Source organism: Streptomyces sp. NPDC057682 (assembly GCF_042799575.1).
In the GTDB taxonomy this organism is placed as follows: Bacteria; Actinomycetota; Actinomycetes; order Streptomycetales; family Streptomycetaceae; genus Streptomyces.
The window spans coordinates 291,139-313,478 of sequence record NZ_JBHVIN010000005.1 but is presented as its reverse complement, the minus strand read 5'-3'; the positions used below and the strand labels follow the sequence as shown (position 1 = coordinate 313,478).

Below are 22,340 nucleotides of genomic sequence, written 5' to 3'. Positions count from 1 at the left end.
TGGTGCGGCGCACACTGGCGGCAGTGCCGCCCGGAGAAGGGGAACAGGGATGAACGGCGAGGAGAGGGGCGGTTTCGAGCCCGCCACCGGGGAGGGCGTGCCGCCCGCGGAGACGGCGGAGGCGCGCGCGGCCTCGGTGCGCGCCGCATGGGCCGGGCTGCTCCAGATCCGGCGCCTGACGAACGGTCCGGACGAGGCGGCGGAGTCGGTGCCGGCCGACTGGGAGCGGCACCGGCCGGTGCGGTCCGTCGCCCTCGCGCTGGAGGCGGCGGGGCTCCCCGCGTCGGCCGTCGACCTCTCGGGGCGGCGCGTCGCGACGGGTTATCAGGTGACGGACGGTCCGTCACCGGGCACCGCGCGGGTGGAGTGGCTGGGCCCGCCGGGCAGTGGCGCCGTCCATGAGGAGGAGGCCGAACTGGCCCGGTGCGTGGCGGCGCTGCGGGAATGCGGCTGGACCGCGCTGCTCTACCGGGGGCCGCGCCGGCGGCGCTTCCTGGAGGTGGAGCCGGCCGGCTCCCCTCGGCGTTGATCCGCCCACCGGACCGTGCCCCGGACAGCCGACAGGAGGCGCGTCGCGGCGCGGGTCGGGGACCGTTGTCAGACCCGTGGGGGATGCTGGTGGGTCCGACACCTCTGACGGGGAGATGCTGAGATGCGCAACCACGAACGCGCCGCGGCGCAGGCCTACCTCCGTTTACTGGAGGCGACGCGAGCGGCGCTCTCCGATCCCGACGAGGCCCCGCTCTACATGCCCCTCCTCGCCTCTCCCATCGAGGAGGCCGACGGCGCGCTGCGCCGGGCGGGGCTCTCGGGCAACGAGGCCCATTTCTTCGCGCTCGTGAGCGCGGTGCGGTCCGGCGTTCCCGACGTGGAGCGCTGAGCGGCCCGGGCGCCGGGGCCGTCGGCCGGCCCTTCGGCCCCGTTTCGGGGTGAATTGATTCAACCGGTATGAAGACCCGTCCACTTCTTGACTAGTGAGCGTGGCCCTACCTAGCGTACGTTGCGATGAAACGATTCACATCATGTCGACGGTCATGATCGTCGGGATGACCTGCCTACGAGGTGTTCATGTCTGAGGTGTCGGCCGTCAAGGCAGCCCTGAAGTCCCAGGTGATCGAGACCCCGTCGTGGGGGTACGGGAATTCCGGGACGCGCTTCAAGGTGTTCGCGCAGCCCGGGGTGCCGCGCGACCCGTTCGAGAAGATGGAGGACGCCGCTCAGGTCCACGCGTTCACCGGAGTCGCGCCGAAGGTGTCGCTGCACATTCCCTGGGACAAGGTCGCGGACTACGCCGCCCTGGGCCGCCACGCCGAGACGCTGGGGGTGCGCATCGGCGCGATCAACTCCAACGTCTTCCAGGACGACGACTACAAACTCGGCTCGGTCACCCATCCCGACGCGGCGGTCCGGCGCAAGGCCGTCGGCCATCTGCTGGAGTGCGTCGACATCATGGACGAGACCGGTTCGCCCGATCTCAAGCTGTGGTTCTCCGACGGCACGAACTACCCCGGGCAGGACGACATCGTTGCCCGTCAGAACCGGCTGGCCGAGGCGCTCGCGGAGGTGTACGCGCGACTGGGCGCCGATCAGCGCATGCTCCTGGAGTACAAGCTGTTCGAGCCGGCCTTCTACACGACGGACGTCCCCGACTGGGGCACGGCGTACGCGCACTGCCTCAAGCTCGGCCCGAAGGCGCAGGTCGTGGTGGACACCGGGCATCACGCGCCGGGCACCAACATCGAGTTCATCGTGGCCCTGCTGCTGCGCGAAGGGCGGCTCGGCGCCTTCGACTTCAACTCGCGGTTCTATGCGGACGACGACCTCATGGTCGGGGCGGCCGACCCGTTCCAGCTCTTCCGGATCATGCACGAGGTCGTGAAGAACGGCGGCCTGCTGCCCGAGACGAACGTCAACTTCATGCTCGACCAGTGCCACAACATCGAGGCGAAGATCCCCGCCGTGATCCGCTCGGTCGCCAATGTGCAGGAGGCGACGGCCAAGGCCCTGCTGGTGGACACCGGGGCGCTGGCCGCCGCGCAGTCGGCCGGCGACGTGCTGGCCGCCAACGCCGTCCTGATGGACGCCTACAACACCGATGTGCGTCCGTTGCTGGCCGAGGTCCGCGAGGAACTGGGGCTGGCCGCCGATCCGTTCGCCGCCTACCTCGCCTCCGGCAACCAGGAGCGCATCGCCGCCGCCCGCGTGGGCGGCACGCAAGCGGGCTGGGGAGCCTGACCGCCGTTCCGCCCGCTTCCGGCGGCCCCCGCTCCCCGTTCCGCCGCGGTGGTGCGGTCCGCCCCATCCGTCTCGTCCGTCTCGTCCGTCCCGCTCCTCTCGTTGTCCCCGTCCCGTTCTCCTCGTCCCGAAGGAAGGCCCATGACGTCCCCGACCCCTCCCGAGGTCGCCGCGCTCCTGGAGCGCGCCCACCGGATCGGTTCCGACCCCCGCAACACCAACTACGCGGGCGGCAACACGTCCGTGAAGGCCACCGGCCCCGACCCGGTCACGGGTGACGACACCGCCCTGATGTGGGTGAAGGGCTCCGGCGGCGACCTCGGCACCCTGACGGAGAACGGGCTCGCGGTGCTGCGGCTCGACCGGGTCCGCGCCCTCAAGGAGGTGTACCCGGGGGTGGAGCGCGAGGACGAGATGGTGGCCGCGTTCGACTACTGCCTGCACGGCAAGGGCGGCGCAGCCCCCTCCATCGACACCGCGATGCACGCACTGGTCGACGCCGCCCATGTCGACCATCTGCACCCGGACTCGGGCATCGCCCTGGCCTGCGCCGCCGACGGCGAGAAGCTGACCGCGGAGTGCTTCGGCGACAAGGTCGCCTGGGTGGGCTGGCGGCGTCCGGGGTTCCAGCTGGGGCTGGACATCGCCGCCGTCAAGGAGGCCAACCCGCAGGCTGTCGGCGTGGTGCTGGGCGGACACGGCATCACCGCCTGGGGCGACACCTCGGAGGCGTGCGAGCGCAACGCGCTGTGGATGATCCGCACGGCGGAGACCTTCCTGCGGGAACACGGCCGTCCCGAGCCCTTCGGGCCCGTACTCCCGGACCGCACGCCGCTGCCCGACGCGGAGCGCCGCGCGCGGGCGGCCGCCCTGGCCCCCGTGATCCGTGGTCTGGCCTCCACCGACCGCCCCCAGGTCGGCCACTTCACCGACGCCGGACCGGTGCTGGACTTCCTCTCGCGGGAGGCCCACCCGCGCCTCGCCGCGCTGGGCACCTCGTGTCCCGACCACTTCCTGCGCACCAAGGTCCGCCCGCTGGTGCTCGACCTTCCGGCGGACACTCCCCTCACCGAGGCGGTGGAGCGGCTGAAGGAACTGCACGCGGAGTACCGCGGGGCGTACCGCGCGTACTACGAACGGCACGCCGTGCCCGGCTCCCCCGCGATGCGCGGCGCCGATCCGGCGATCGTCCTGGTGCCGGGGGTGGGGATGTTCTCCTTCGGCAGGGACAAGCAGACGGCGCGGGTGGCCGGGGAGTTCTACCTCAACGCGATCCAGGTGATGCGGGGTGCCGAGGCGGTCTCGGCGTACACACCGATCGAGGAGTCCGAGAAGTTCCGGATCGAGTACTGGGAGCTGGAGGAGGCCAAGCTGCGGCGGATGCCGGCACCCAAGCCGCTGGCGGCCCGGATCGCGCTGGTGACCGGGGCCGGTTCGGGGATCGGGCGGGCCGTGGCGCACCGGCTGGTCGCGGAGGGCGCGTGCGTGGTGGTCGCGGACGTCGACGCGGCGAAGGCGGCCGGGGTGGCGGAGGAACTGGGCGGCGCCGACCGGGCCGTGGCCGTGACGGTCGACGTGACCAGCGAGGAGCAGATCCAGGAGGCGTTCCGAGAGGCCGTGCTGGCGTTCGGCGGGGTGGACCTCGTGGTGAACAACGCCGGGATCTCCATCTCCAAGCCGCTGCTGGAGACGACCGTCGGCGACTGGGACCTCCAGCACGCCATCATGGCGCGCGGCTCGTTCCTGGTGGCGCGCGAGTCCGCCCGGATCATGCGGGAGCAGGACCTGGGCGGGGACATCGTGTACATCGCCTCGAAGAACGCGGTGTTCGCGGGTCCGAACAACATCGCCTACTCGGCGACCAAGGCGGACCAGGCCCATCAGGTCCGGCTGCTGGCGGCGGAGCTGGGTGAGCACGGGATCCGTGTCAACGGCGTCAACCCGGACGGTGTGGTGCGGGGTTCGGGCATCTTCGCGGCGGGCTGGGGGGCCCAGCGGGCGGCGACGTACGGCATCGAGGAGGAGCGGCTGGGCGAGTTCTACGCGCAGCGAACCCTGCTCAAGCGCGAGGTGCTGCCGGAGCACGTGGCCAATGCGGTGTTCGCGCTGACGGGCGGCGATCTCACCCACACCACGGGGCTGCACATCCCGGTCGACGCCGGCGTGGCCGCCGCCTTCCTGCGGTGACGGGAACACGGTTCCCATGGCTGTGAACGGGTACGCGGACGGGGCCGGCCGGGCCGTCTTCGCCGCCGTCGATCTCGGTGCGACGAGCGGCCGGGTCATCACCGGCCGGGTCGGGCCCGGAACGCTCGACCTGGTCGAGGTCCACCGGTTCGCCAACACCCCGGTGCGGCTCCCGGACGGCCTGCGCTGGGATGTGGCGGGGCTCTACCGGGGCATGCTGGAGGGTCTGCGAGCGGCGGGGCGGAACGGCCCGGTCGTCTCCGTGGGCGTCGACACCTGGGCGGTGGACTACGGGCTGCTGGATGCCGACGGTGCCCTGCTGGGGCTGCCGTTCCACTACCGGGACGCACGCACGGCGGGCGTCGCCGGCCGGTTGCCCGAGGGCTGCGGTCCGGCCAAGCTGTACGCGGTCGGGGGCTTGCAGCATCTGCCGTTCAACACGGTGTTCCAGCTGATGGCGCACCGGGAATCGGCCCAGTGGGACACGGCGCGCACACTGCTGCTGATGCCGGATCTGCTGGTGCACTGGCTGACGGGTTCGGTGGGCGCGGAGGTCACCAACGCCTCCACGACCGGGTTGTTCGACGCGCGCGCGGGCGCCTGGTCCGACGCGCTCATCGGGCGGCTGGGCCTGGAGCGTTCGCTCTTCCCGCCGTTGCGGGAGCCGGGCGCACCGGCGGGGCGGCTGCTGCCTCATGTCGCCGAGGCGACCGGGCTGCCGGCCTCGACACCGGTGACGACGGTCGCCTCGCACGACACGGCGTCGGCGGTCGCGGCCGTCCCGGCGACGGAGGAGGACTTCGCGTACATCTCGTGCGGCACCTGGTCGCTCGCGGGGCTGGAGCTGGACGCCCCCGTTCTGTCGGAGGAGTCCAGGGCGGCCGACTTCACCAATGAGCGCGGGGTGGACGGTACGGTCCGCTATCTGCGCAACATCATGGGGATGTGGCTGCTGGAGGAGTGCCGCCGGGTGTGGGAGCGCTCGGGTGCGGACCCGGGCCTGGACGGGCTGCTGTCGCGGGCCGCGGCGGCCCGTCCCTTCGCCGCGGTGATCGACCCGGACGACCCGTCCTTCCTCGCCCCCGGCGACATGCCGTCCCGCATCGACGCCTTCCTGCGGCGCACCGGTCAGCAGCCGGTGCCGGAGCCGGGCGCGGTCGTCCGGTGCGTGCTGGAGAGCCTGGCGCTGGCCCACCGCCGCACGGTGCGGGCCGCGGCCGCCCTCGCCGGGCGCGCTCCGACCCGTATCCATCTCGTCGGCGGCGGCTCCCGCAACGCCCTGCTCTGCCAGTGGACGGCCGACGCGAGCGGACTCCCGGTCACGGCGGGGCCCGCCGAAGCGACGGCCCTCGGCAACGTGCTGCTCCAGGCCCGCGCCCGGGGTCTGGTCGGCGATCTCCCGGCCCTGCGCCGTCTGATCGCCGCCACCCAGCCGCTCCGGCACTACACGCCGCGCGGCAACCCCCGTGACTGGGACCGGATGGAGGCCCGCCTGACCGCCGAACGGCCCGGAGCGGTCGCCGCCGAAGGGAACGGGGAAGGGGAAGGGGACGGGCGAGGGGTCTGAAGCGGGTGGGTACGGGACGGGCGCGGCCCGAACCCACCCGCCGGCCGCGTCACCGACCTGCCGAACAGGACGTCAGGCGCGGAGCCCCGCCGCGAGTCCGAGTTCCTCGTCGCCCAGCGCCGCGAAGTGCCGTTCGACCTCGGCGTCGGTGACCTCCGCCAGGGTGGCCGGGGTCCAGTGGGGGTCGCGGTCCTTGTCGACGATCTGGGCGCGTACGCCCTCGACGAGGTCGGGTCCGGTGAACGCCACGGAGGAGACGCGGAACTCCTGGTCGAAGACGGCCTCCAGGCTGTCCAGGCGGCGGGCGCGCCGGACCGCTTCGAGGGTCACCTTGAGGGCGGTGGGCGATTTGGCGACGATCGTCGCGGCGGCCTGCTTGGCGGCCGGGGCCCCGTGGGCGTCGAGGCGTTCGACGATGTCCTCGACGGTGTCCGCCGGGTAGCAGGCGTCGATCCATTCCCGTTGTGCGGCCAGCGTGCCGCCGGGGGCGGTGGTGGCGAACCGTTCCACCGCGGCGCGGACCCCCTCGGCGGTGGTGGAGGCGTTCAGGGCGGCGAGCAGCGCGGGGAGGTCGTGGAAGGGGACGTAGTGGTCGGCCAGTCCGCACAGGAGGGCGTCGGCCGCGCCGACCGCGTCGCCGGTCAGCGCGAGGTGGGTGCCCAGTTCGCCGGGGGCGGCGCCGAGCAGGCGGGTACCGCCCACGTCGGGGACGAAGCCGATCCCGGTCTCGGGCATGGCGACCCGGGAGCGCTCGGTGACGATCCGCGTCGAGCCATGGGCGGACACGCCGACGCCGCCGCCCATGACGATGCCGTCCATGAGGGCGACGTACGGCTTGGGAAAGCGGGCGATCCGGGCGTTGAGCCGGTACTCGTCGCGCCAGAAGCCGAGGGAGGCGGTGCCGCCGGCGAGGGCGTCGTCGCGGACCGAGCGGATGTCGCCGCCCGCGCAGAGGCCCCGCTCGCCCGCACCCGTGAGGACGACGGCGACGACGGAGGTGTCGGCCTCGGCCTCGTCCAGGGCTTCGGACAGGCGCAAAACCATGGTGTGGTTCAGGGCGTTCAGAGCGCGTGGCCGGTTCAGCGTGAGGTGGCGGATGCGCCCCTCGGTGTGCAGCAGGACGGGATCCTCGTGGTTCATGCGTGCGCTCCGGTCAGCCCCAGTGCCTACCGTCCGCCGTGGCGGACGATCTTCCGCTGCCATTGTGCGCGGGCGGCCGCGCGGCGTGGCGCGAGGGGGTCGCCGCCGGCCGCTCGGAGCGCTGTACGGGCGGTCTCCCGTTGTGGCAGGGGTGCGGGAGCGGCCAGACAATTGAGTCACGCCGTACGGCAGCCCGCCGGACGATCCTCGGAGCCAGGAATGACCGATCACGACCGGCCCCCGTACATTCCCGTCCCGCCCCGCCCGCCGGCCGACAAGGCGCAGGGCGGGGAGACGGGTACGGACGAGCGGCTTGCCCTGAACCGGACGGGCAGTTTCGAGTGGGACCTCGACGCCCGGACGGTCGATGTCGACGAGGCCGGGCTGCTGGTCTTCGGCCTGGATCCGAAGACGTTCGACTCCCGGCCGGAGACGCTGCTGGAGCGGCTGGAGCCGCCGGAGCGGGTCCGGCTGGAGGACGCCGTGGACGAAGCCATCAAGAGCGGCAGCGCCTCCTACAGCGTGCACGTCCGGGTGCCGGTCGCGGGCGGCGACCAGTGGACCCACGTGCAGGCGCGCATCCTGCGGCACAACGACGGACAGGCGCACCGGGTGATCGGTCTGGTGCGGGACGCGACGGCCGAGGTCACCCATTCGGCCTTCGTGCTGGCTCTGGAAAAACGCCGGCAACGCCAGACCGACATCGTTGAACGCACAACGAGCGCTCTGTCCCGCGCGGTGACCGTGGACGACGTGACCGCCGCGCTCACCGGTCCGGGCGGTCTGGCGCGCCTGGGCGCGGACGGGCTCGCGCTCGGCCTGCTCGACAACACGGCGCTGAACGTCATCGCGCTGAGCGGGGACTCGCTGGAGGTCGTGGACGAGCTGGGCTCGGGCCGGCTGGACCCGAAGTTCCCGCTGGCCGACACGGTGCTGAGCGGCCGACCCCGGTTCGTGAGCTCGCTGGGCGCGCTCACCCGCCGCTATCCGGTGCTGGAGCCGTTCGTCGGACAGCTGAAGTTCCAGGCCGCGGCGTATCTGCCGCTCGTCGCGCAGGCCCGCACGCTGGGCGGTCTGGCGCTCTTCTACCGGGAGCGGACGGCCTTCAACCCCGATGAGCGCAATCTCTGCCTGGGGCTGGCCGCGATCATCGCCCAGTCCCTCCAGCGGGCCACGCTCTTCGACGAGGAGCGCGAGTTCGCCACGGGTCTCCAGTCGGCGATGCTGCCGCGCCGCATCCACGACATCGAGGGCGGTGAGATCGCCGTCCGCTACCACGCGGCCTGGAGCGGGCGCCAGGTCGGCGGCGACTGGTACGACGTGATCGCCCTGCCCAAGGACCGCTTCGGCATCGTGGTCGGCGACGTCCAGGGCCATGACACGCACGCGGCGGCGATCATGGGCCAGTTGCGCATCGCGCTGCGCGCGTACGCGGCCGAGGGGCACCCTCCGTCCACGGTGCTGGCCCGCGCCTCCCGCTTCCTCTCCGAACTCGACACCGACCGGTTCGCCACCTGTGCGTACGCCCAGGTCGATCTGGCGACCGGAACCGTGCGCGTGGTGCGGGCGGGGCACTTCGGCCCGCTGATCCGGCACACGGACGGCCGCGTCGGCACCCCGCAGGTGCGCGGCGGTCTCCCGCTGGGCATCTCGACCGACTTCGGGGACGAGGAGTATCCGGAGACCCGGCTCGACCTGGTCCCCGGCGAGACCCTGGTGCTCTACACGGACGGGCTGGTGGAGGAGCCCGGAGCCGATATCGAGGCCGGGGTGCGCACCCTGATCGCCGAGGTCAGCGCGGGACCCGCGGGCGCCGAGGCGCTGGCCGACCATCTCTCGGACCGGCTGTGGGAACGCTGGGGCTCGGGTGACGACGTCGCGCTCCTGGTCCTGCGGCGCAGCCCCGACCCCGGTTCGCCCCGCGCGCCCCGGCTGCACCAGTACATCCACCAGGCCGACCCGGAGGGGCTCTCCGAAGCGCGGACCATCGTGCGTCAGGCGCTCACCGACTGGGACATGGCCGAACTCGCGGACGACGCCGAACTGGTGACCGGCGAGCTGCTGGTGAATGTGCTCCTGCACACGGAGGGCGGCGCGGTCCTCACCCTGGAGGTGCTGCCCGAACCGGTGCGCCGCGTCCGTCTGTCGGTGCAGGACCGCTCCAGCGCCTGGCCGCGCCGCAGGACGCCGGGCGAGACCGCGACCTCGGGGCGGGGCCTGCTGCTCCTGGACGCCGTCGCCACCCGCTGGGGCATCGAGCCCCGCGGCGAGGGCAAAGCCGTCTGGTGCGAGATCGGCCCGTCGGTCCCGCCGACGACGGCGCCGGCACCACCTGACCCCGATCCCGCCCCCGATCCCGCCCCCGGCACGGACCCGGACCCGCCGGAATCCTCGAAGCTCCCGGAATCCCCGGAGCCCGAGCACGGTACGGCGTACGGCACGAACGGCAGGACGCCGAAAAGCTGAGGGGTGTGCCGGCCCACCCGGGCACGGCACACCCCCGGCCCGCGAACGGAGCGCCGAGGCGCCCGGTCACCGGCCCGCTCGACTACTGCTGCGCGGTACGGCGCTTGCGCACGGACCACATGATGCCGCCACCGGCGAGCAGCACGACGACGGCCGCACCCGCGATGATCGGCGTCGCGGACGACGAACCGGTCTCGGCCAGATCCGGCGAGCTGGGGCTCGGCGCCGGAGCGGCGGGCGCGGGCGACGACTCACTGGGGGTCTCGCTCGGGGCGGGCTTCTCCGGGGAGGGAGTCGCCGTGGTGGGCGTCCCGGAGGGCTTCGTCTCGCTCGGGGTCGGGGTCGGGGTCGGCGTGCGGCCCTCGCAGACCGGCGCCTGCTTGGTCTCGTCGCGCGAGTACTGGTCGCCGTCGCCCGCCTTGACGACCAGACGGACCGTCAGCTCCTTGTCGTGGTCCGGCAGGGCGAGCTTCTTGTCGAAGCTCTTGCCGAACGTCTCCGTCGGCAGGAGGTCCTTTCCGTCGACGGTGACGGTCACCTGGTTGGTCACACCGCTGTTGTACGCGGTCAGGTGCAGGCTCACTTCGTTACAGGTCACGTCCCAGGTGGGGGTGTGAGCTGCGGCCGGACCGGCGGTGAGGACCACTCCGGTCAGGCCGGCAATCGCGGCGGCGGCGAGGGTCCCCGCCGCGCGCCGCGATCTCCTGGGTATGGTCATGGGATTCTTCCTCCGCAAAGGTTTCAACGCCCGAGTGGCGGTGGGGCGCACAGTACTGCTCCACTCCCCCATGCGTGCACCCGCCCCACAGACCTTGTGACGTCACAACCGGCCGCACTTCATAGCCGGTTGGGGCAACCCGGACACGTCCCGCCCGGCTCGGTGCGTTCGTTCACTGGCGTGAAGTGACCGCCCCGGACGGCCCGCCCGGTTCAGAGCGGCCGGTACATGATGTGCAGCCCGACGAACCCCTTCTCGGGGTGCTCGAAGCCCTCCGGCAGGGTCCCCAGCACCTCGAAACCCAGCGAACGGTAGAGCCCGACCGCGGCGGTGTTGGTCTCCACCACGGCGTTGAACTGCATGGCCCGGAACCCCGCCGCTCGGGCCCAGTCGATCGTGTACGTACAGAGGGCACGCCCCACGCCCTTGCCGGAGTGACGGGGGTCGACCATGTAGCTGGCGCTGGCGATGTGCGCGCCGTTGCCCATGTGGTTGGTGTTCATCTTGGCCGTGCCCAGCACGGTCCCGTCGTCGGAGACGGCGACCACCGTGCGATGGGGCGGCTCCAGCAGCCACCAGCCGGCCGCCTGTTCCCTGCCCAGGTCGAGCGGGTAGGTGAACGTCTCGCCGGCGGCGACGATCTCGTGGAAGAAGGGCCAGATGGCGGGCCAGTCCTCAGAAGTTGCTTCCCTGATCAACATGGCGGTCAGAATGCCTGGTCCGGGCGCCGGACGCGAACTCTTTGCGTCGCCCCGGTCCGCTCCCGCGAGGACGCCTGCCGGGACGCGACGCCCTCGGCCACAGCCGCGCGAGGATGCCGGAACGCCCGCGCCCCGCGCCCCGGCGCCGCGCTCCGGACGGGCCCGGCTCCGTCGCCCGCGGCTCCGGCGCGCACGACGGCTCGGCTTCCCCCACCGCTCCTGGCGGCGGACTCGGCACCCCGGCCCCCGGCGGCCGGGGCTCAGCATGCCGCGCCGGACTCCCCTCGCGCCCTCCGGGCCCCGCCGCGTCGCCGGGGCGCGGCGCCGGGCACCGCTCGCGCGCGTGATCCAGCTCCATCAGCAGGGCGATCCGCCGCCAGAGGATCTCGTCCGGGTCGTCCGCGAGCATCAGACGGGCGAACGCGTCTCGGCCTGCGGGTGAGCCGGGGTGACCGAGGGCGGATTCGGGGCGGGAGCGCGCGAGATGGGCGCGCTCGTACGGATCGTCGACCACCTCCGCGAGCTGGAGCGGGTCGAGCGCCTGCGCCACCACCGCCGCGCGCGCCCACGGCTCCTCGGTGAGCGCGAGCAGACGCTCGATACGGCGCGACCGCCAGTTCCGCGCGCGGAAGTCGTCGCCCTCCTCCACCCGGTGCCGGATCCAGGCCGGGCTCACACCCGTCAGCAGCTCGGGCGAGCGCTCGGCCAGTGCGTGCAACTCCCGGGCGAGGTAGAGCCAGACCACCGCCCGGTAGCGGTTCAGGTAGAAGGCGATCGGGGTGACGCAGCCCGCCCTGGCCAGTCGCGCGAACCGCACGGGGGTGATCCCGAGCAGCCGGGCCCCTTCCGCCGTCCCCACGGTGTGCACCTGCTCCCGCAGCGCTTCCGGGAAGCCGGGCTGCTCCCGGAGGCGTTCGATCTCGGTGCGTCGGAAGCGGAGCCTGCCCGGTCCGCGCGCGTCCGGCTGGACGAGCCCGAGATGGACCGCGAGATCGAACTCGCCGCGTCGCAGCTCCAGTTCAGTCGCAGCCCGGCTCGCCGCGAGTGTGGGCACGCCGCCGTCGCGCACCGCGTCCGTCATCGACATGATGGTTCTCCCCCGTGAGACACGAATACTCTCCGTGATCACGGTAACCCGGAGCGACAGAACGCCGCCCGGCCTGTGGATAACTCCCGGGCCGGGCGGCGTACGCGTCCTTCGCGCCGGGTCAGATCCGGTGCGCCACACCGCCGTCCTGCCGCGCGGCCACCGCGAGATGTTCGCCGACCCGGTTGACGAGCAGCGTCATCTCGTACGCCACCTGACCCACATCGGCATCGGCCTCGCTCAGCACGCACAGGCAGCTGCCGTCGCCCGCGGCGGTGACGAACAGCAGGGCCTCGTCGAACTCCACCATCGTCTGACGGGCCCGGCCCGCGCGGAAGTGCCGTCCCGAACCCCGCGCGAGACTGTGCAGCCCGGACGAGACCGCTGCCAGATGCTCCGCGTCCTCACGGGCCAGACCCGTACTCGCCCCCGTGACCAGGCCGTCGTTCGACAGCACCAGAGCGTGCCGGATGTGCTCCACCCGGCTGGTGAGATCGTCGAGCAGCCAGTCGAGTCCCCTGTCCAGCGCCATTCTGTTCCTCCCCGCTCATACGTTCCCCGTGCCCCGCTTGTGCGCAAGCCTTGCGTACCGGTCACGCGGGGGCAAGCACTCCTCTGCGCAAGAGCGGTCGGGATCAGGCCACCTGGCTCAGCCGACGGTGTCGAGCATGCGGGCGGTGTGCATCCGGCCCGCGTACTCGACCATGCGGATCAGGACCTCCTTGCCGGAGTCGCGGTCCCTGGCGTCGCACAGCACCACGGGGGTCCCGGGATCGAGATCGAGGGCCCGTGAGACGTCACCCTCCCCGTACGCGCGGGCGCCGGCGAAGCAGTTCACGGCGACGACGAAGGGGATCCTGCGGTGCTCGAAGTAGTCGACGGCCGGGAAGCAGTCCTCCAGTCTGCGGGTGTCGGCCAGCACGACGGCGCCCAGCGCTCCCTGGGACAGCTCGTCCCAGAGGAACCAGAACCTGTCCTGGCCCGGCGTCCCGAAGAGGTAGAGGGAGAGCCCGGAGCGGATGGTGATGCGCCCGAAGTCCATCGCCACGGTGGTCGTGGTCTTGTGGGCGACGCCGTCGGTGTCGTCGACCGACTGACCCGCCTCGCTGAGCAGTTCCTCCGTACGCAGCGGCCGGATCTCGCTCACCGCGCCGACCAGGGTCGTCTTGCCGACCCCGAACCCGCCCGCGACGAGGATCTTCAGGGCCAGGGCGTCGGCCGGGGCGGTGGTCCCGGCCGTCTCCCGTGTGCTGTCCGCGTGGTCGGTCGACATCGATCACTTCTCTCACCAGTGGGTCTCGGGACGTCGACGACGCAGGTCAGTGGCGTCTTCGGGGGATCGGATCCGTGGGTCGTCGGCGCGCGTACGGCGACAGCATGGCAAAGCGGAACGCGCCCCGGGCAACGCGATCGCTAATTTGAGGATGTGACTGTTTGGGTCCGTTCGATGCCAGGAACGGGACCGAACGCGGTGTGATTGTCAGTCATTCCGCGGCTGCTTCTCGCCGTCGGCCTCGGCACGGCGGAGATCGATACCGGCCGGCCGGGCCCCGGCCGCCGCGGTGGCCCGGTCGTCGTGGAGGCCGGCCGGCAGGAGGGGTGGGTCCGTCTCCGTCCTCGTCCGGGCCGCGCGGCGACCCCGACCCGGCGCATCCCGGGGCCCCGGGGGCGCCGCCTACACTGGTCGTCTCGGGTGCGGGAACCGGACCCGGTCGAACGGAGCAGGACGGACCACGTCCTCCCCGGTCCCGGCCCGAGGGCGATGCGGTGCACGCGGACGGGAGCGGAGAAGTGTCGACAGGTGCCGGCGGCGGGTTCCAGGATCCGCCCGCGGACGTGCTGGCCGAGGCGGCTGCCGCGTTCGGCCTACTGGCGGCGCCCGCGCGTCTGCACATCGTCTGGGCGCTGGCCCAGGGGGAGAGCGATGTGACCGGTCTGGCCGAGCGGGTCGGCGGCACGCTTCCCGCGGTGAGCCAGCATCTGACGAAACTGAAACTGGCCGGGCTCGTCCGGTCCCGCCGTGAGGGCCGCCGCCAGGTCTATCTGGTCGACGACCCCGGTGTCGTGACCGTGGTGCGGCTGATCGTGGGGCAGCTCGCCGAGCGGGCCGGGTATCCGTCCGAGCCGCCCGCGCGCCTCCATGAACTCGGTGCCTGAGGACGCTGCGGCGGAGGGATCCGGGGCCCCCGGCGAGCGGTCGGCCGTGGTGATCGAGCTGCCCGGCGCCGCGTCCGCTCCCCCGTCCGTACGGCCGCCGTCCTCACCGACCGCGCTCCAGGTGTTCCGCTCGCTGGACAGCGGTCCGCGCGGGCTGCTGGAGTCGCAGGCACAGGAGCGGCTGGCCCGGTTCGGCGAGAACACGCTGCCCGGCCGGCGCCCCGTCGCCCGGCCCACGCGCTTCCTGCGTACGCTGCGGGATCCTTTCACCTCGGTACTGCTCTGCCTGGGGCTGGTCTCCGCGCTGGTGAGTTCCTGGGGCACGTCCGCCGTGATCGCGGTGCTGGTCGTCGTCAGCTGTCTGCTGCGGTCCACCCAGGAGCACCGGGCGGACCGGGCCACGGCCGCGCTGCGCGAGCTGGTGGCGACGACCGCGACGGTGCTGCGCCGGGACGGACCGGACGACGCGCCCCGGATCCGCGAGATACCCGTCGGAGAGCTCGTCCCCGGCGATGTGATCCGGCTGGCGCCGGGCGATCTCGTGCCGGCCGACGTCCATCTGCTGCGGGCCCGCGGCCTCACCGTGCACCAGTCCGCGCTGACGGGTGAGTCCGTACCCGTCCCCAAGCATCCCGACGGTGCCGGTCCCGCGCCCGGGGCGGTTCCCGGGCCGCGTCCCGTGTCCGGCGAGGGGGACGGGGTGTTCGCCCGGCCCCAGGAGTGCTTCCAGGGCAGCAGCGTCGCCACGGGGAGCGGCACCGGGGTGGTCGTGGCGACCGGGGGCGCGACCCGGTTCGCCGCCGCCTACGACCGTTCGGCGCGCCGGCGGGGCGCGAGCGCCTTCGACCGGTCCGTCCAGGGGATCTCCTGGACGCTGATCCGGTTCATGCTCCTCACCCCGCCGCTGGTCCTGATGGCCAACGCGGCGCTGCGCGGGCGCGGACTGGAGACGCTGCCGTTCGCGGTGGCGGTCGCCGTCGGTCTGACGCCGGAGATGCTGCCCGTCATCGTCACCACGGCGCTGGCCCGGGGCGCCGCGCGGCTGGCCAGGGAGCGCGCGGTGATCGTCAAGCGGCTGCCCGCTCTGCACGACCTGGGCGCGGTGGACGTGCTCTGTCTGGACAAGACGGGCACCCTCACCCAGGACCGGCCGGTCGTGCACCGGACGTACGGGCAGGACGGGGACCACCGTCCCGAGGCGCTGCACTGGGCTGCGGTCAACGCCCTGTGGACGCTTCAGCTGGCGGAGCTGCCCGAGCCGGACGCGCTCGACGAGGCGGTCCTCGACGCCTGCGAACCGCTCCACGGGCCGCACCCGGACTCGTACCTTCCGATCGAGGAGTACGACGCCGTGGCGGTGCTGCCCTTCGATCCGCAGCGCCGGCTGGCCACGGCCGTGGTGCGCCATCCCCGGCGGCCGGGCACCCATGTCCTGGTCGTGAAGGGGGCGGTCGAGGCCGTTCTCGACCGGTGCGCGCTGGAGCCCGGGGAGCGGGCCCGGCTGGACGCCCTGGCGGCGCGCGAGGCGGCGGACGGTCTGCGGCTGCTCGCGGTCGCGCGCCGCGAGCGAAGGGCCGGGTTCGGTCCGTACACCCCGGCCGACGAGCGCGGGCTGGCCTTCCTCGGCTTCGTCGCCCTGCGCGACGCGCTCGCGCCCAGCGCCGCCGGCGCGCTCGCCGTCCTGGCGCACCGGGGCGTCTCGGTGAAGCTGCTGACCGGTGACCATCCCGGCACCGCGGCACGGGCCTGCCGGGATCTCGGGCTCGCGCCGGGGCGGGTGATGACGGCCGAGGAGGTCGACGCGCTCTCCGACGAGCGGCTGGCCGGGACGGCCGGGGGCACCGCGGTCTTCGCCCGGTGCACGCCCGCGCACAAGGCGCGGATCGTGGACGCGCTGCGGACCGCGGGCTACACGACGGGATTCCTCGGGGACGGCGTCAACGACCTGCCCGCGCTCCACGCGGCGGACGTCGGCCTCTGTCCGCGCAACGCGGTGGACGTGGTGCGGGAGACCGCCGATGTGGTGCTGGCCGAGAAGGACCTGGGGGCGATCGCCCATGCGATCGGCGCGGGCCGGCTCAGCAGCGGCACGATCGCCACGTATCTGCGGATCACGCTCTCGTCCAACCTCGGCAACGTCCTCGCGATGCTCGCCGCGGGTCTGCTGCTGCCGTTCCTGCCCATGCTGCCGGGGCAGGTGCTGGTGCAGAACCTGTGCTTCGACGCGGCGCAGCTGGCGTTCGCCTTCGACCGGCCCTCGCCGTCCGTACTGCGGCGCCCCGCGGTGCTGCGGCCCCGGGACTTCCTCCGGTTCATCACCGGGTTCGGGCTGCTGAACGCGGCGGCCGACCTCGCGACCTTCGGGGTCCTCGCCCTGGCCCTGCGCGGTGCGGCGCCGGACGGTCCGACGGGCTTCCACTCCGGATGGTTCACCGAGAACCTGCTCACCCAGGCCCTGGTGATGGTGCTCCTGCGCACCGGCCGGAGCGCGGCCGAGGGGCGCGGCGGGGGTCCGCTGCGGGCGGCCGCGGCCGGTCTCGCCGCGGTCGGTGTGCTGCTGCCGCTCTCCCCGGCGGGCCCGCTGCTGGGGATGAGCGCTCTGCCGCCGCTCTATTACCTGTTGCTCGGCTCGGTCCTCGCGTTGTACGCATGCGGTCTCAGCTGGGCGCGCAGGCGCTACGAGCGTGGACGGAGGAACACATGACGACCGCGGTGGGCGGGGACCGGGATGTGGCCGATGGGGCCGAGCGGCGGCGGGTGCGCCGGGCGACCGCCGACGACATCGGATCGCTGGTCCGGTTGAGAGCACGGATGCTGACCGACATGGGCGTGGACGTCGGGGGCGAGGACGCCGCGTGGCGTTCGGCCGCGGCGGACTGGTTCGCGGAGCGGATGGCCCGGGGCGACGGGTTCGCCGCGTTCGTCGTCGACGATCCGGAGCTGGGTGTCGTGGCCTGCGCGGTGGGGGCGTGCGACGCGCACGCCCCCGGTCCGGCCGGTCCGAGCGGGCTGTACGGCCACGTCTCCAATGTGTGCACCGATCCCCGGCGGCGCAGGCGGGGTCACGCCCGTGCCTGTATGGACGCGTTGCTCGCCTGGTTCCGGGACGAGACCCCGGTCTCGGTGGTGGGGCTGAACGCGACGGGGGACGGCACCGCGCTGTACGAGTCCTTCGGCTTCGCCCCGCCCCGCTTCCCGTACCTGCAGTTCAGGCCGGAACGGGAGGCCCCGCCCGCGGGCTGAACCGCCTTCCTCCGGAGCCGTCTCAGCCGTACGAGAGGTCGCTGCACACGTCGTCGTCAGCGGAGCGGGCCCCGTCGGCGATGTCGGCCGGGACGGTGGAGGCGCTGCGGACGGGTCCGGGGGCGGGTGAGGGGTCGGCGGCGTAGTCGCGTCCCACGATCACCTGGACCCCGGGGGTGGTGGAGGCGCTGATCCGTACGCCGCCGAACAGCCGGGCGGTCGTCTCGGCCTCGCTCTGCTTCCCGGGTCCGTAGGTGACGACGGTGGTGGCCTGGTCCTGGGCGTTGGCGGTGGCGGCCCCGGTGACGGTGAAGCCGTGGTCGCGCAGGAGGCCGGCGGCCTGGGCGGCGAGGCCGGTCACGGTGGTGCCGTTGTAGACGGCGACCTGGATGCCGGTGCCGGAGACGGGTGCGGTGGGCGCGGGAGTGGCGGGGTCGTCCTTCGGGCCGCCCTTGCCGTTCGCGTTCTTGCCGTCGATGGTGCGGTCGGCCTTCAGCACCGCCCAGAGCGCGTTCGCCTCGGACTCCACGAGGGCGACGCGGGCGCCCTCGTACCGCCAGGGCACGGTGACGAACTTGGTGTTGTGCAGGTCGATGTTCTTCATCGACAGGGCGAACCTGAGGAGTTTGTCGGCGGAGCCGAGGCCCGGGTCGACGGTCATCGCGTCGGTGGCCGCGTTGGCGAGGGGCAGCAGCGTGGTCGGGTTCAGCCCGCGCGACTTGACCGTCTTGACGAGCGAGCCGATGAAGGCCTGCTGCCGTTTGATACGCCCTATGTCGGACCCGTCGCCGATGCCGTGCCGGATGCGGACGTAGTCGAGGGCGCGCTGGCCGGAGACCTTCTGGGGGCCCTTCGCGAACACCCGCTCGCCCCGGGTGGGGCGCTTGGGGTTGAGGTCCTTCTGGTAGATGTCCTGCGGGAGGCAGACGGGGACGCCGCCGACGGCCGAGGTCAGCGCGGAGAAGCCGGCGAAGTCCACGACGACCGTGTGGTCCACTCGGAGTCCGGTCAGATGTTCGACGGTGTTCTGTGTGCACGCCGGGTTGCCCTCGGCGGTCTCGCCGACCGAGAACGCCGCGTTGAACATGGTGTTGCGCTGCGGAGCCGTCCATGTGCCGTCGGGTTTCTTGCAGGCGGGGATGGTCACGAGGGAGTCGCGCGGGATGGACACGCCCACGGCGTGCCGGCGGTCGGCGTAGACGTGCAGCAGGAAGGCCGTGTCCGAGCGGCCGACCGCACCCGTGCCGCCGCCGAGTCCGCTGTTGGCCCCCGAGCGCGAGTCGGATCCGATGACCAGGACGTTCTGCCCGCCGGAGCCGTCCGGGCGGTCGCCGGAGATGCCGTCGGCGCCGAAGGTGTCGATGCTGCCGGTGAGCTTGAGGTAGCCCCAGCCGACCCCCGCCACCAGCAGGACGAGGAACGAGCATCCGACCAGGGCGGTACGCCGCAGCCGGCCTCCCCTCCCCCGGGCCGCCGCGCCCTTGTGGCTCCCTGCCATCGAACTCCCCGTTCCTCGCTGCCACGGAGGAGGCCGTGAGCCCGGTCCCCCATGGTTGTACAGTTGCGCAATGTAGCAAGTGTCCGTGTCCGCCTGGATCAACGGCCCCGTCCATCCTGGGCCCCAACCGGCGTCCGCGAGCCCCTGCCGCACACATTGACCGGAACGGACCCGAAGAAAGGGGCGTGACGCGCATGCTGCGCAACGGCCTCGAACCCTGGCACCTGCTGATCGTGGTGATCGTCGTGGTGATGCTGTTCGGCTCGAAGAAGCTGCCGGACACCGCCCGCGCCCTGGGCAAGTCCATGCGGATCCTGAAGAGTGAGACCAAGGCCATGAAGGAGGAGGCGGCCCCCGGGATCGCCTCCGGCGGGACCGGGTCCACCGGCACGGGCACGGCCGCCGGGTCCGCCCCGGAGGCGGCGCCCGCCAACCGCGGCACCGCCGCCACTTCATGACCTGCGCAAGCTGGGAACCGTAGGGACAGGGCCGCCGTCCTCCTCGATGGCGGCCGAAGACACGCTGATCGACGCGATCACCGGATCATTTGGAGGAAGTTCATGGGTGTGAGCCTGGCCAAGGGCGGCAACGTCTCCCTGTCCAAGGAGGCGCCCGGCCTGACCGCGGTGACCGTGGGCCTGGGCTGGGACGTACGGACGACGACGGGGGCCGACCACGACCTGGACGCCAGCGCGCTGCTGTGCGCGGCGAGCGGCAAGGTCCTCTCCGACCTCCACTTCGTCTTCTACAACAACCTCAACAGCCCGGACGGATCGGTCCAGCACACCGGGGACAACCTGACCGGTGAGGGCGAGGGCGACGACGAGTCCATCAACGTGGACCTGGCGACCGTACCGGCGGACGTGGCGAAGATCGTCTTCCCCGTGTCCATCCATGACGCGCAGGCCCGGGGGCAGAGTTTCGGCCAGGTGCGCAACGCGTTCATCCGCGTGGTGAACCGGGCGAACAACGTCGAGCTGGCCCGTTACGACCTGAGCGAGGACGCCTCCACCGAGACCGCGATGGTCTTCGGCGAGCTGTACCGGCACGGGGCGGAGTGGAAGTTCCGCGCGGTGGGCCAGGGGTACGCGTCCGGCCTGGCCGGCATCGCCTCGGACTACGGCGTGAACGTCTGACGGACCGGCAGCACGGGCCCCTGCCCGCACCGTTCAACGGTGCGGGCAGGGGCCCTCGCACATCACCCGTCCTTCCCCGCAGGCACCGCCCCGCCGCGCCCCGTCCGGCTGATCCGGCCCGGCCACCAGGCCCGCGCGCCGATGTCCACCACCAGGGCGGGCACCAGCAGCGACCGCACCACCAGCGTGTCCAGCAGGACGCCGAAGGCGACGATGAACGCGATCTGGGCGAGGAACGCCAGCGGGATCACGATCAGCGCGGCGAAGGTGGCGGCCAGCACCACACCGGCCGAGGTGATGACCCCGCCCGTGCTGATCAGCCCCCGCAGGACGCCCTCCCGGGCCCCGTGCACCTCCGCCTCCTCGCGGACCCGCGACATCAGGAAGATGTTGTAGTCGACGCCCAGCGCCACCAGGAAGACGAAGCCGTACAGCGGAACGGAGGCGTCCGTGCCGCTGAAACCCAGCACATGGGTGAAGACCAGCGACGAGACCCCCAGCGTCGCCAGGAAGTTGAGGCCCACGGTCGCCACGAGGAGGACCGGGACGAGGACGGAGCGCAACAGCCCCATCAGGATCAGCAGAATGATCGCCAGGACCACGGGCACGATGATGCCGCGGTCGTGCGCGGCGGTGCGCTGGGTGTCGTCCTGCTGGGCGGTGTAGCCGCCGACGAGGGCGTCCGCCCCGTCGACCGCGTGCACCGAGGCACGCAGCCGCCGCACGGTGGCCTTGGCCGCGTCGCTGTCCGCGGCGTCGTCCAGCGTCGCGTCGATCCGGACCCGCCCGTCGACCACCAGCGGCGGTCCGCCGCCGGGGCGGCCCGACGCCGTGACGGGCGCCGCCGATGCCACTCCCTCGGTGCCCGCCGCCGCGGCCGTCACGCGGTCCGCCCGGTCCGCGTCCGCGAGGATCACGGCCGGGTTGCCCGAGCCGCCCGGGAAGTGCTTGCCCAGAGTGGCCTGGGCCGAGACGGAGGGGGCGTCGTTGACGAAGATCTCGTCGAGCGGCACGCCCTTGGAGCTGAGGGTGGGGGCGAAGGCCGCGCAGGCGACGAGGACCAGCGTGGTGGAGACCCAGACCGTGCGCGGGGCACGGTCGACGCGGGCGGCGACCCGGCGCCAGACGCCGTGCCCCTGGGCCGCGTCGTCCGCCGGGCGCGGGGCGGCGGGCCAGTAGGCGGCGCGGCCGCACAGGACCAGTACGGCGGGCAGGAAGGTGAGGGTGCTGAGCACCGCGCAGACGATGCCGATGGCACCGACCGGGCCGAGGGCGCGATTGTTCGTCAGATCGCTGAGCAGCAGCGCGAGCAGGCCGAGGGCGACGGTCGCGGCGCTCGCGGTGATCGCGCCGAAGGAGCGGCGGATCGCGGCGAGGGCGGCGGCGCCCCGGTCGTCGTGCCGGGCCAGTTCCTCGCGGAAGCGGGCGGTCAGCAGCAGCGCGTAGTCGGTGGCCGCGCCGATCACCAGGATGGACAGGATGCCCTGCACCTGCCCGTCCACGCGGACGATGTCGTGGTCGGCGAGGACGTAGACGACGGCGCAGGCGAGACCGAGGGCGAGGACCGCGCCGATGATGATCAGGAAGGGCAGCAGCAGGGAGCGGTAGACGAGCAGCAGGATCACCAGGACGGCCGCCAGGGCCACGCCGAGGAGCAGGCCGTCGATGCCGGCGAAGGCGTCCTTGAGATCGGCCTGCGCCGCCGCGGGGCCGGCGATGCCGACCGCGGTCCCCGGCACCTCGGCCGCGGCGCGCACCCGGTCGAGGGTGCCGGGCAGGGCGTCCCCGAGGTCCGAGCGGAGCTGGACGACGCCGGACAGGGCCAGGCCGTCGTCGGAGGGAAGCGCGGGCGAGGGCGCCCCCACCACGCCGGGCTGCCCTTCCAGCGCGGCCAGGGCGCGGGTCGCGGACCGCTGTCCTCCGGCGGGAAGTGCGCCGTCCCGGCCCGTCCACACGACGATCGCGGGCACGGTCTGCGAGGTCTGGAAGGCCTTCTGCTCCTCGGACACCCGGGTGGATTCTGCGCTGCGCGGCAGGAAGGCGGCCTGGTCGTTCGTGGCGACCTCGCCGAGCTTTCCGGCGTACGGTCCGAGGGCTCCTCCGATCCCGAGCCAGACGACGAGCAGAGTCACGGGCACCAGCCAGCGGAGCAGGCGGTGGTGCGAGGCGGGCTTCATTGCTTCCCCTGGGGTCGACACACGGCAC

General features: G+C 72.9%; 19 protein-coding genes. 11 read left to right on the top strand and 8 right to left on the bottom strand.

Annotated features, from left to right (window positions below; genetic code table 11):
• Positions 1–49: 49 nt before the first annotated feature.
• From ACFVDM_RS11200 to ACFVDM_RS11180, 5 genes are all read left to right on the top strand, one after another.
• On the top strand, positions 50–529 hold the full coding sequence (locus ACFVDM_RS11200; protein ID WP_383636263.1) for a hypothetical protein: 480 nt from the start codon (positions 50–52) through the stop codon (positions 527–529).
• A gap of 123 nt (positions 530–652) precedes the next feature.
• A complete protein-coding gene (locus ACFVDM_RS11195) occupies positions 653–880 on the top strand; it encodes a hypothetical protein (RefSeq protein WP_383636260.1) in 228 nt (75 codons plus the stop codon).
• 188 nt (positions 881–1,068) lie between these two features.
• Positions 1,069–2,235: an L-rhamnose isomerase gene (gene rhaI, locus ACFVDM_RS11190; RefSeq protein WP_383636257.1), complete on the top strand. Its 1,167-nt coding sequence runs from the start codon at positions 1,069–1,071 to the stop codon at positions 2,233–2,235.
• Between the two features lie 141 nt (positions 2,236–2,376).
• The gene (locus tag ACFVDM_RS11185) at positions 2,377–4,422 is read left to right on the top strand and encodes a bifunctional aldolase/short-chain dehydrogenase (protein WP_383636254.1); all 2,046 of its coding nucleotides are present in this window, start codon (positions 2,377–2,379) and stop codon (positions 4,420–4,422) included.
• A gap of 16 nt (positions 4,423–4,438) precedes the next feature.
• Positions 4,439–5,989: a rhamnulokinase family protein gene (locus tag ACFVDM_RS11180; RefSeq protein WP_383636250.1), complete on the top strand. Its 1,551-nt coding sequence runs from the start codon at positions 4,439–4,441 to the stop codon at positions 5,987–5,989.
• 72 nt (positions 5,990–6,061) lie between these two features.
• Here the strand turns inward: ACFVDM_RS11180 and ACFVDM_RS11175 are convergent, their stop codons facing one another.
• A complete protein-coding gene (locus ACFVDM_RS11175; RefSeq protein ID WP_383636247.1) occupies positions 6,062–7,129 on the bottom strand; it encodes an enoyl-CoA hydratase/isomerase family protein in 1,068 nt (355 codons plus the stop codon).
• 219 nt (positions 7,130–7,348) lie between these two features.
• On the opposite strand from ACFVDM_RS11175, the gene ACFVDM_RS11170 reads away from it, so the two are divergent.
• Positions 7,349–9,595 (top strand): SpoIIE family protein phosphatase, encoded by a 2,247-nt coding sequence (locus ACFVDM_RS11170; RefSeq protein ID WP_383636244.1) that lies wholly within the window; start codon positions 7,349–7,351, stop codon positions 9,593–9,595.
• 82 nt (positions 9,596–9,677) lie between these two features.
• Here ACFVDM_RS11170 and ACFVDM_RS11165 read toward each other — a convergent pair whose 3' ends face one another.
• The 5 genes from ACFVDM_RS11165 to ACFVDM_RS11145 all read right to left on the bottom strand — a co-directional run bounded on the left by ACFVDM_RS11165 (position 9,678) and on the right by ACFVDM_RS11145 (position 13,374).
• Positions 9,678–10,313 carry an LAETG motif-containing sortase-dependent surface protein gene (locus tag ACFVDM_RS11165; protein WP_383636241.1) on the bottom strand — a complete coding sequence of 212 codons (636 nt, stop codon included), beginning with the start codon at positions 10,311–10,313 and terminating at the stop codon, positions 9,678–9,680.
• Between the two features lie 212 nt (positions 10,314–10,525).
• On the bottom strand, positions 10,526–11,014 hold the full coding sequence (locus ACFVDM_RS11160; protein WP_383636238.1) for a GNAT family N-acetyltransferase: 489 nt from the start codon (positions 11,012–11,014) through the stop codon (positions 10,526–10,528).
• A complete protein-coding gene (locus ACFVDM_RS11155) occupies positions 10,989–12,101 on the bottom strand; it encodes a DUF6397 family protein (RefSeq protein ID WP_383636235.1) in 1,113 nt (370 codons plus the stop codon). Before ACFVDM_RS11155 ends, ACFVDM_RS11160 begins: the two co-directional genes overlap by 26 nt.
• 121 nt (positions 12,102–12,222) lie before the next feature.
• Complete coding sequence (locus ACFVDM_RS11150; RefSeq protein WP_383636232.1) at positions 12,223–12,633, bottom strand: roadblock/LC7 domain-containing protein; 411 nt, start codon at positions 12,631–12,633, stop codon at positions 12,223–12,225.
• A gap of 117 nt (positions 12,634–12,750) precedes the next feature.
• Positions 12,751–13,374, bottom strand: coding sequence for an ATP/GTP-binding protein (locus ACFVDM_RS11145; RefSeq protein WP_383636229.1), 624 nt, complete (start codon positions 13,372–13,374; stop codon positions 12,751–12,753).
• A gap of 518 nt (positions 13,375–13,892) precedes the next feature.
• On the opposite strand from ACFVDM_RS11145, the gene ACFVDM_RS11140 reads away from it, so the two are divergent.
• From ACFVDM_RS11140 to ACFVDM_RS11130, 3 genes are read left to right on the top strand one after another with little or no spacing between them, the layout of a single operon-like run.
• Positions 13,893–14,258, top strand: coding sequence for an ArsR/SmtB family transcription factor (locus tag ACFVDM_RS11140; protein WP_383636226.1), 366 nt, complete (start codon positions 13,893–13,895; stop codon positions 14,256–14,258).
• Positions 14,242–16,962: a magnesium-translocating P-type ATPase gene (gene mgtA, locus ACFVDM_RS11135; protein WP_383636223.1), complete on the top strand. Its 2,721-nt coding sequence runs from the start codon at positions 14,242–14,244 to the stop codon at positions 16,960–16,962. The genes ACFVDM_RS11140 and mgtA overlap by 17 nt, the downstream gene beginning before the upstream one ends.
• Positions 16,959–17,501: a GNAT family N-acetyltransferase gene (locus ACFVDM_RS11130; RefSeq protein ID WP_383636220.1), complete on the top strand. Its 543-nt coding sequence runs from the start codon at positions 16,959–16,961 to the stop codon at positions 17,499–17,501. The genes mgtA and ACFVDM_RS11130 overlap by 4 nt, the downstream gene beginning before the upstream one ends.
• A gap of 22 nt (positions 17,502–17,523) precedes the next feature.
• Here ACFVDM_RS11130 and ACFVDM_RS11125 read toward each other — a convergent pair whose 3' ends face one another.
• A complete protein-coding gene (locus ACFVDM_RS11125; RefSeq protein WP_383636217.1) occupies positions 17,524–18,999 on the bottom strand; it encodes an LCP family protein in 1,476 nt (491 codons plus the stop codon).
• A 194-nt stretch (positions 19,000–19,193) separates the two neighbouring features.
• On the opposite strand from ACFVDM_RS11125, the gene tatA reads away from it, so the two are divergent.
• Both tatA and ACFVDM_RS11115 read left to right on the top strand, forming a co-directional pair.
• Complete coding sequence (gene tatA / locus ACFVDM_RS11120; RefSeq protein WP_383636781.1) at positions 19,194–19,457, top strand: Sec-independent protein translocase subunit TatA; 264 nt, start codon at positions 19,194–19,196, stop codon at positions 19,455–19,457.
• A 102-nt stretch (positions 19,458–19,559) separates the two neighbouring features.
• On the top strand, positions 19,560–20,135 hold the full coding sequence (locus tag ACFVDM_RS11115; RefSeq protein ID WP_383636214.1) for a TerD family protein: 576 nt from the start codon (positions 19,560–19,562) through the stop codon (positions 20,133–20,135).
• Positions 20,136–20,197: 62 nt separating this feature from the next.
• Here the strand turns inward: ACFVDM_RS11115 and ACFVDM_RS11110 are convergent, their stop codons facing one another.
• A complete protein-coding gene (locus ACFVDM_RS11110; protein ID WP_383636211.1) occupies positions 20,198–22,312 on the bottom strand; it encodes an MMPL family transporter in 2,115 nt (704 codons plus the stop codon).
• Between the last annotated feature and the right edge of the window lie 28 nt (positions 22,313–22,340).

Bases quoted from the DNA above. Each gene is read 5' to 3' on its own strand.
- tatA (WP_383636781.1), top strand. From the start codon at position 19,194: ATGCTGCGCAACGGCCTCGAACCCTGGCACCTGCTGATCGTGGTGATC.
- rhaI (WP_383636257.1), top strand. From the start codon at position 1,069: ATGTCTGAGGTGTCGGCCGTCAAGGCAGCCCTGAAGTCCCAGGTGATC.
- mgtA (WP_383636223.1), top strand. From the start codon at position 14,242: ATGAACTCGGTGCCTGAGGACGCTGCGGCGGAGGGATCCGGGGCCCCC.
- ACFVDM_RS11110 (WP_383636211.1), bottom strand. From the start codon at position 22,312: ATGAAGCCCGCCTCGCACCACCGCCTGCTCCGCTGGCTGGTGCCCGTG.
- ACFVDM_RS11155 (WP_383636235.1), bottom strand. From the start codon at position 12,101: ATGTCGATGACGGACGCGGTGCGCGACGGCGGCGTGCCCACACTCGCG.
- ACFVDM_RS11170 (WP_383636244.1), top strand. From the start codon at position 7,349: ATGACCGATCACGACCGGCCCCCGTACATTCCCGTCCCGCCCCGCCCG.
- ACFVDM_RS11160 (WP_383636238.1), bottom strand. From the start codon at position 11,014: ATGTTGATCAGGGAAGCAACTTCTGAGGACTGGCCCGCCATCTGGCCC.
- ACFVDM_RS11125 (WP_383636217.1), bottom strand. From the start codon at position 18,999: ATGGCAGGGAGCCACAAGGGCGCGGCGGCCCGGGGGAGGGGAGGCCGG.
- ACFVDM_RS11185 (WP_383636254.1), top strand. From the start codon at position 2,377: ATGACGTCCCCGACCCCTCCCGAGGTCGCCGCGCTCCTGGAGCGCGCC.
- ACFVDM_RS11145 (WP_383636229.1), bottom strand. From the start codon at position 13,374: ATGTCGACCGACCACGCGGACAGCACACGGGAGACGGCCGGGACCACC.
- ACFVDM_RS11115 (WP_383636214.1), top strand. From the start codon at position 19,560: ATGGGTGTGAGCCTGGCCAAGGGCGGCAACGTCTCCCTGTCCAAGGAG.
- ACFVDM_RS11150 (WP_383636232.1), bottom strand. From the start codon at position 12,633: ATGGCGCTGGACAGGGGACTCGACTGGCTGCTCGACGATCTCACCAGC.
- ACFVDM_RS11130 (WP_383636220.1), top strand. From the start codon at position 16,959: ATGACGACCGCGGTGGGCGGGGACCGGGATGTGGCCGATGGGGCCGAG.
- ACFVDM_RS11165 (WP_383636241.1), bottom strand. From the start codon at position 10,313: ATGACCATACCCAGGAGATCGCGGCGCGCGGCGGGGACCCTCGCCGCC.
- ACFVDM_RS11200 (WP_383636263.1), top strand. From the start codon at position 50: ATGAACGGCGAGGAGAGGGGCGGTTTCGAGCCCGCCACCGGGGAGGGC.
- ACFVDM_RS11180 (WP_383636250.1), top strand. From the start codon at position 4,439: ATGGCTGTGAACGGGTACGCGGACGGGGCCGGCCGGGCCGTCTTCGCC.
- ACFVDM_RS11195 (WP_383636260.1), top strand. From the start codon at position 653: ATGCGCAACCACGAACGCGCCGCGGCGCAGGCCTACCTCCGTTTACTG.
- ACFVDM_RS11175 (WP_383636247.1), bottom strand. From the start codon at position 7,129: ATGAACCACGAGGATCCCGTCCTGCTGCACACCGAGGGGCGCATCCGC.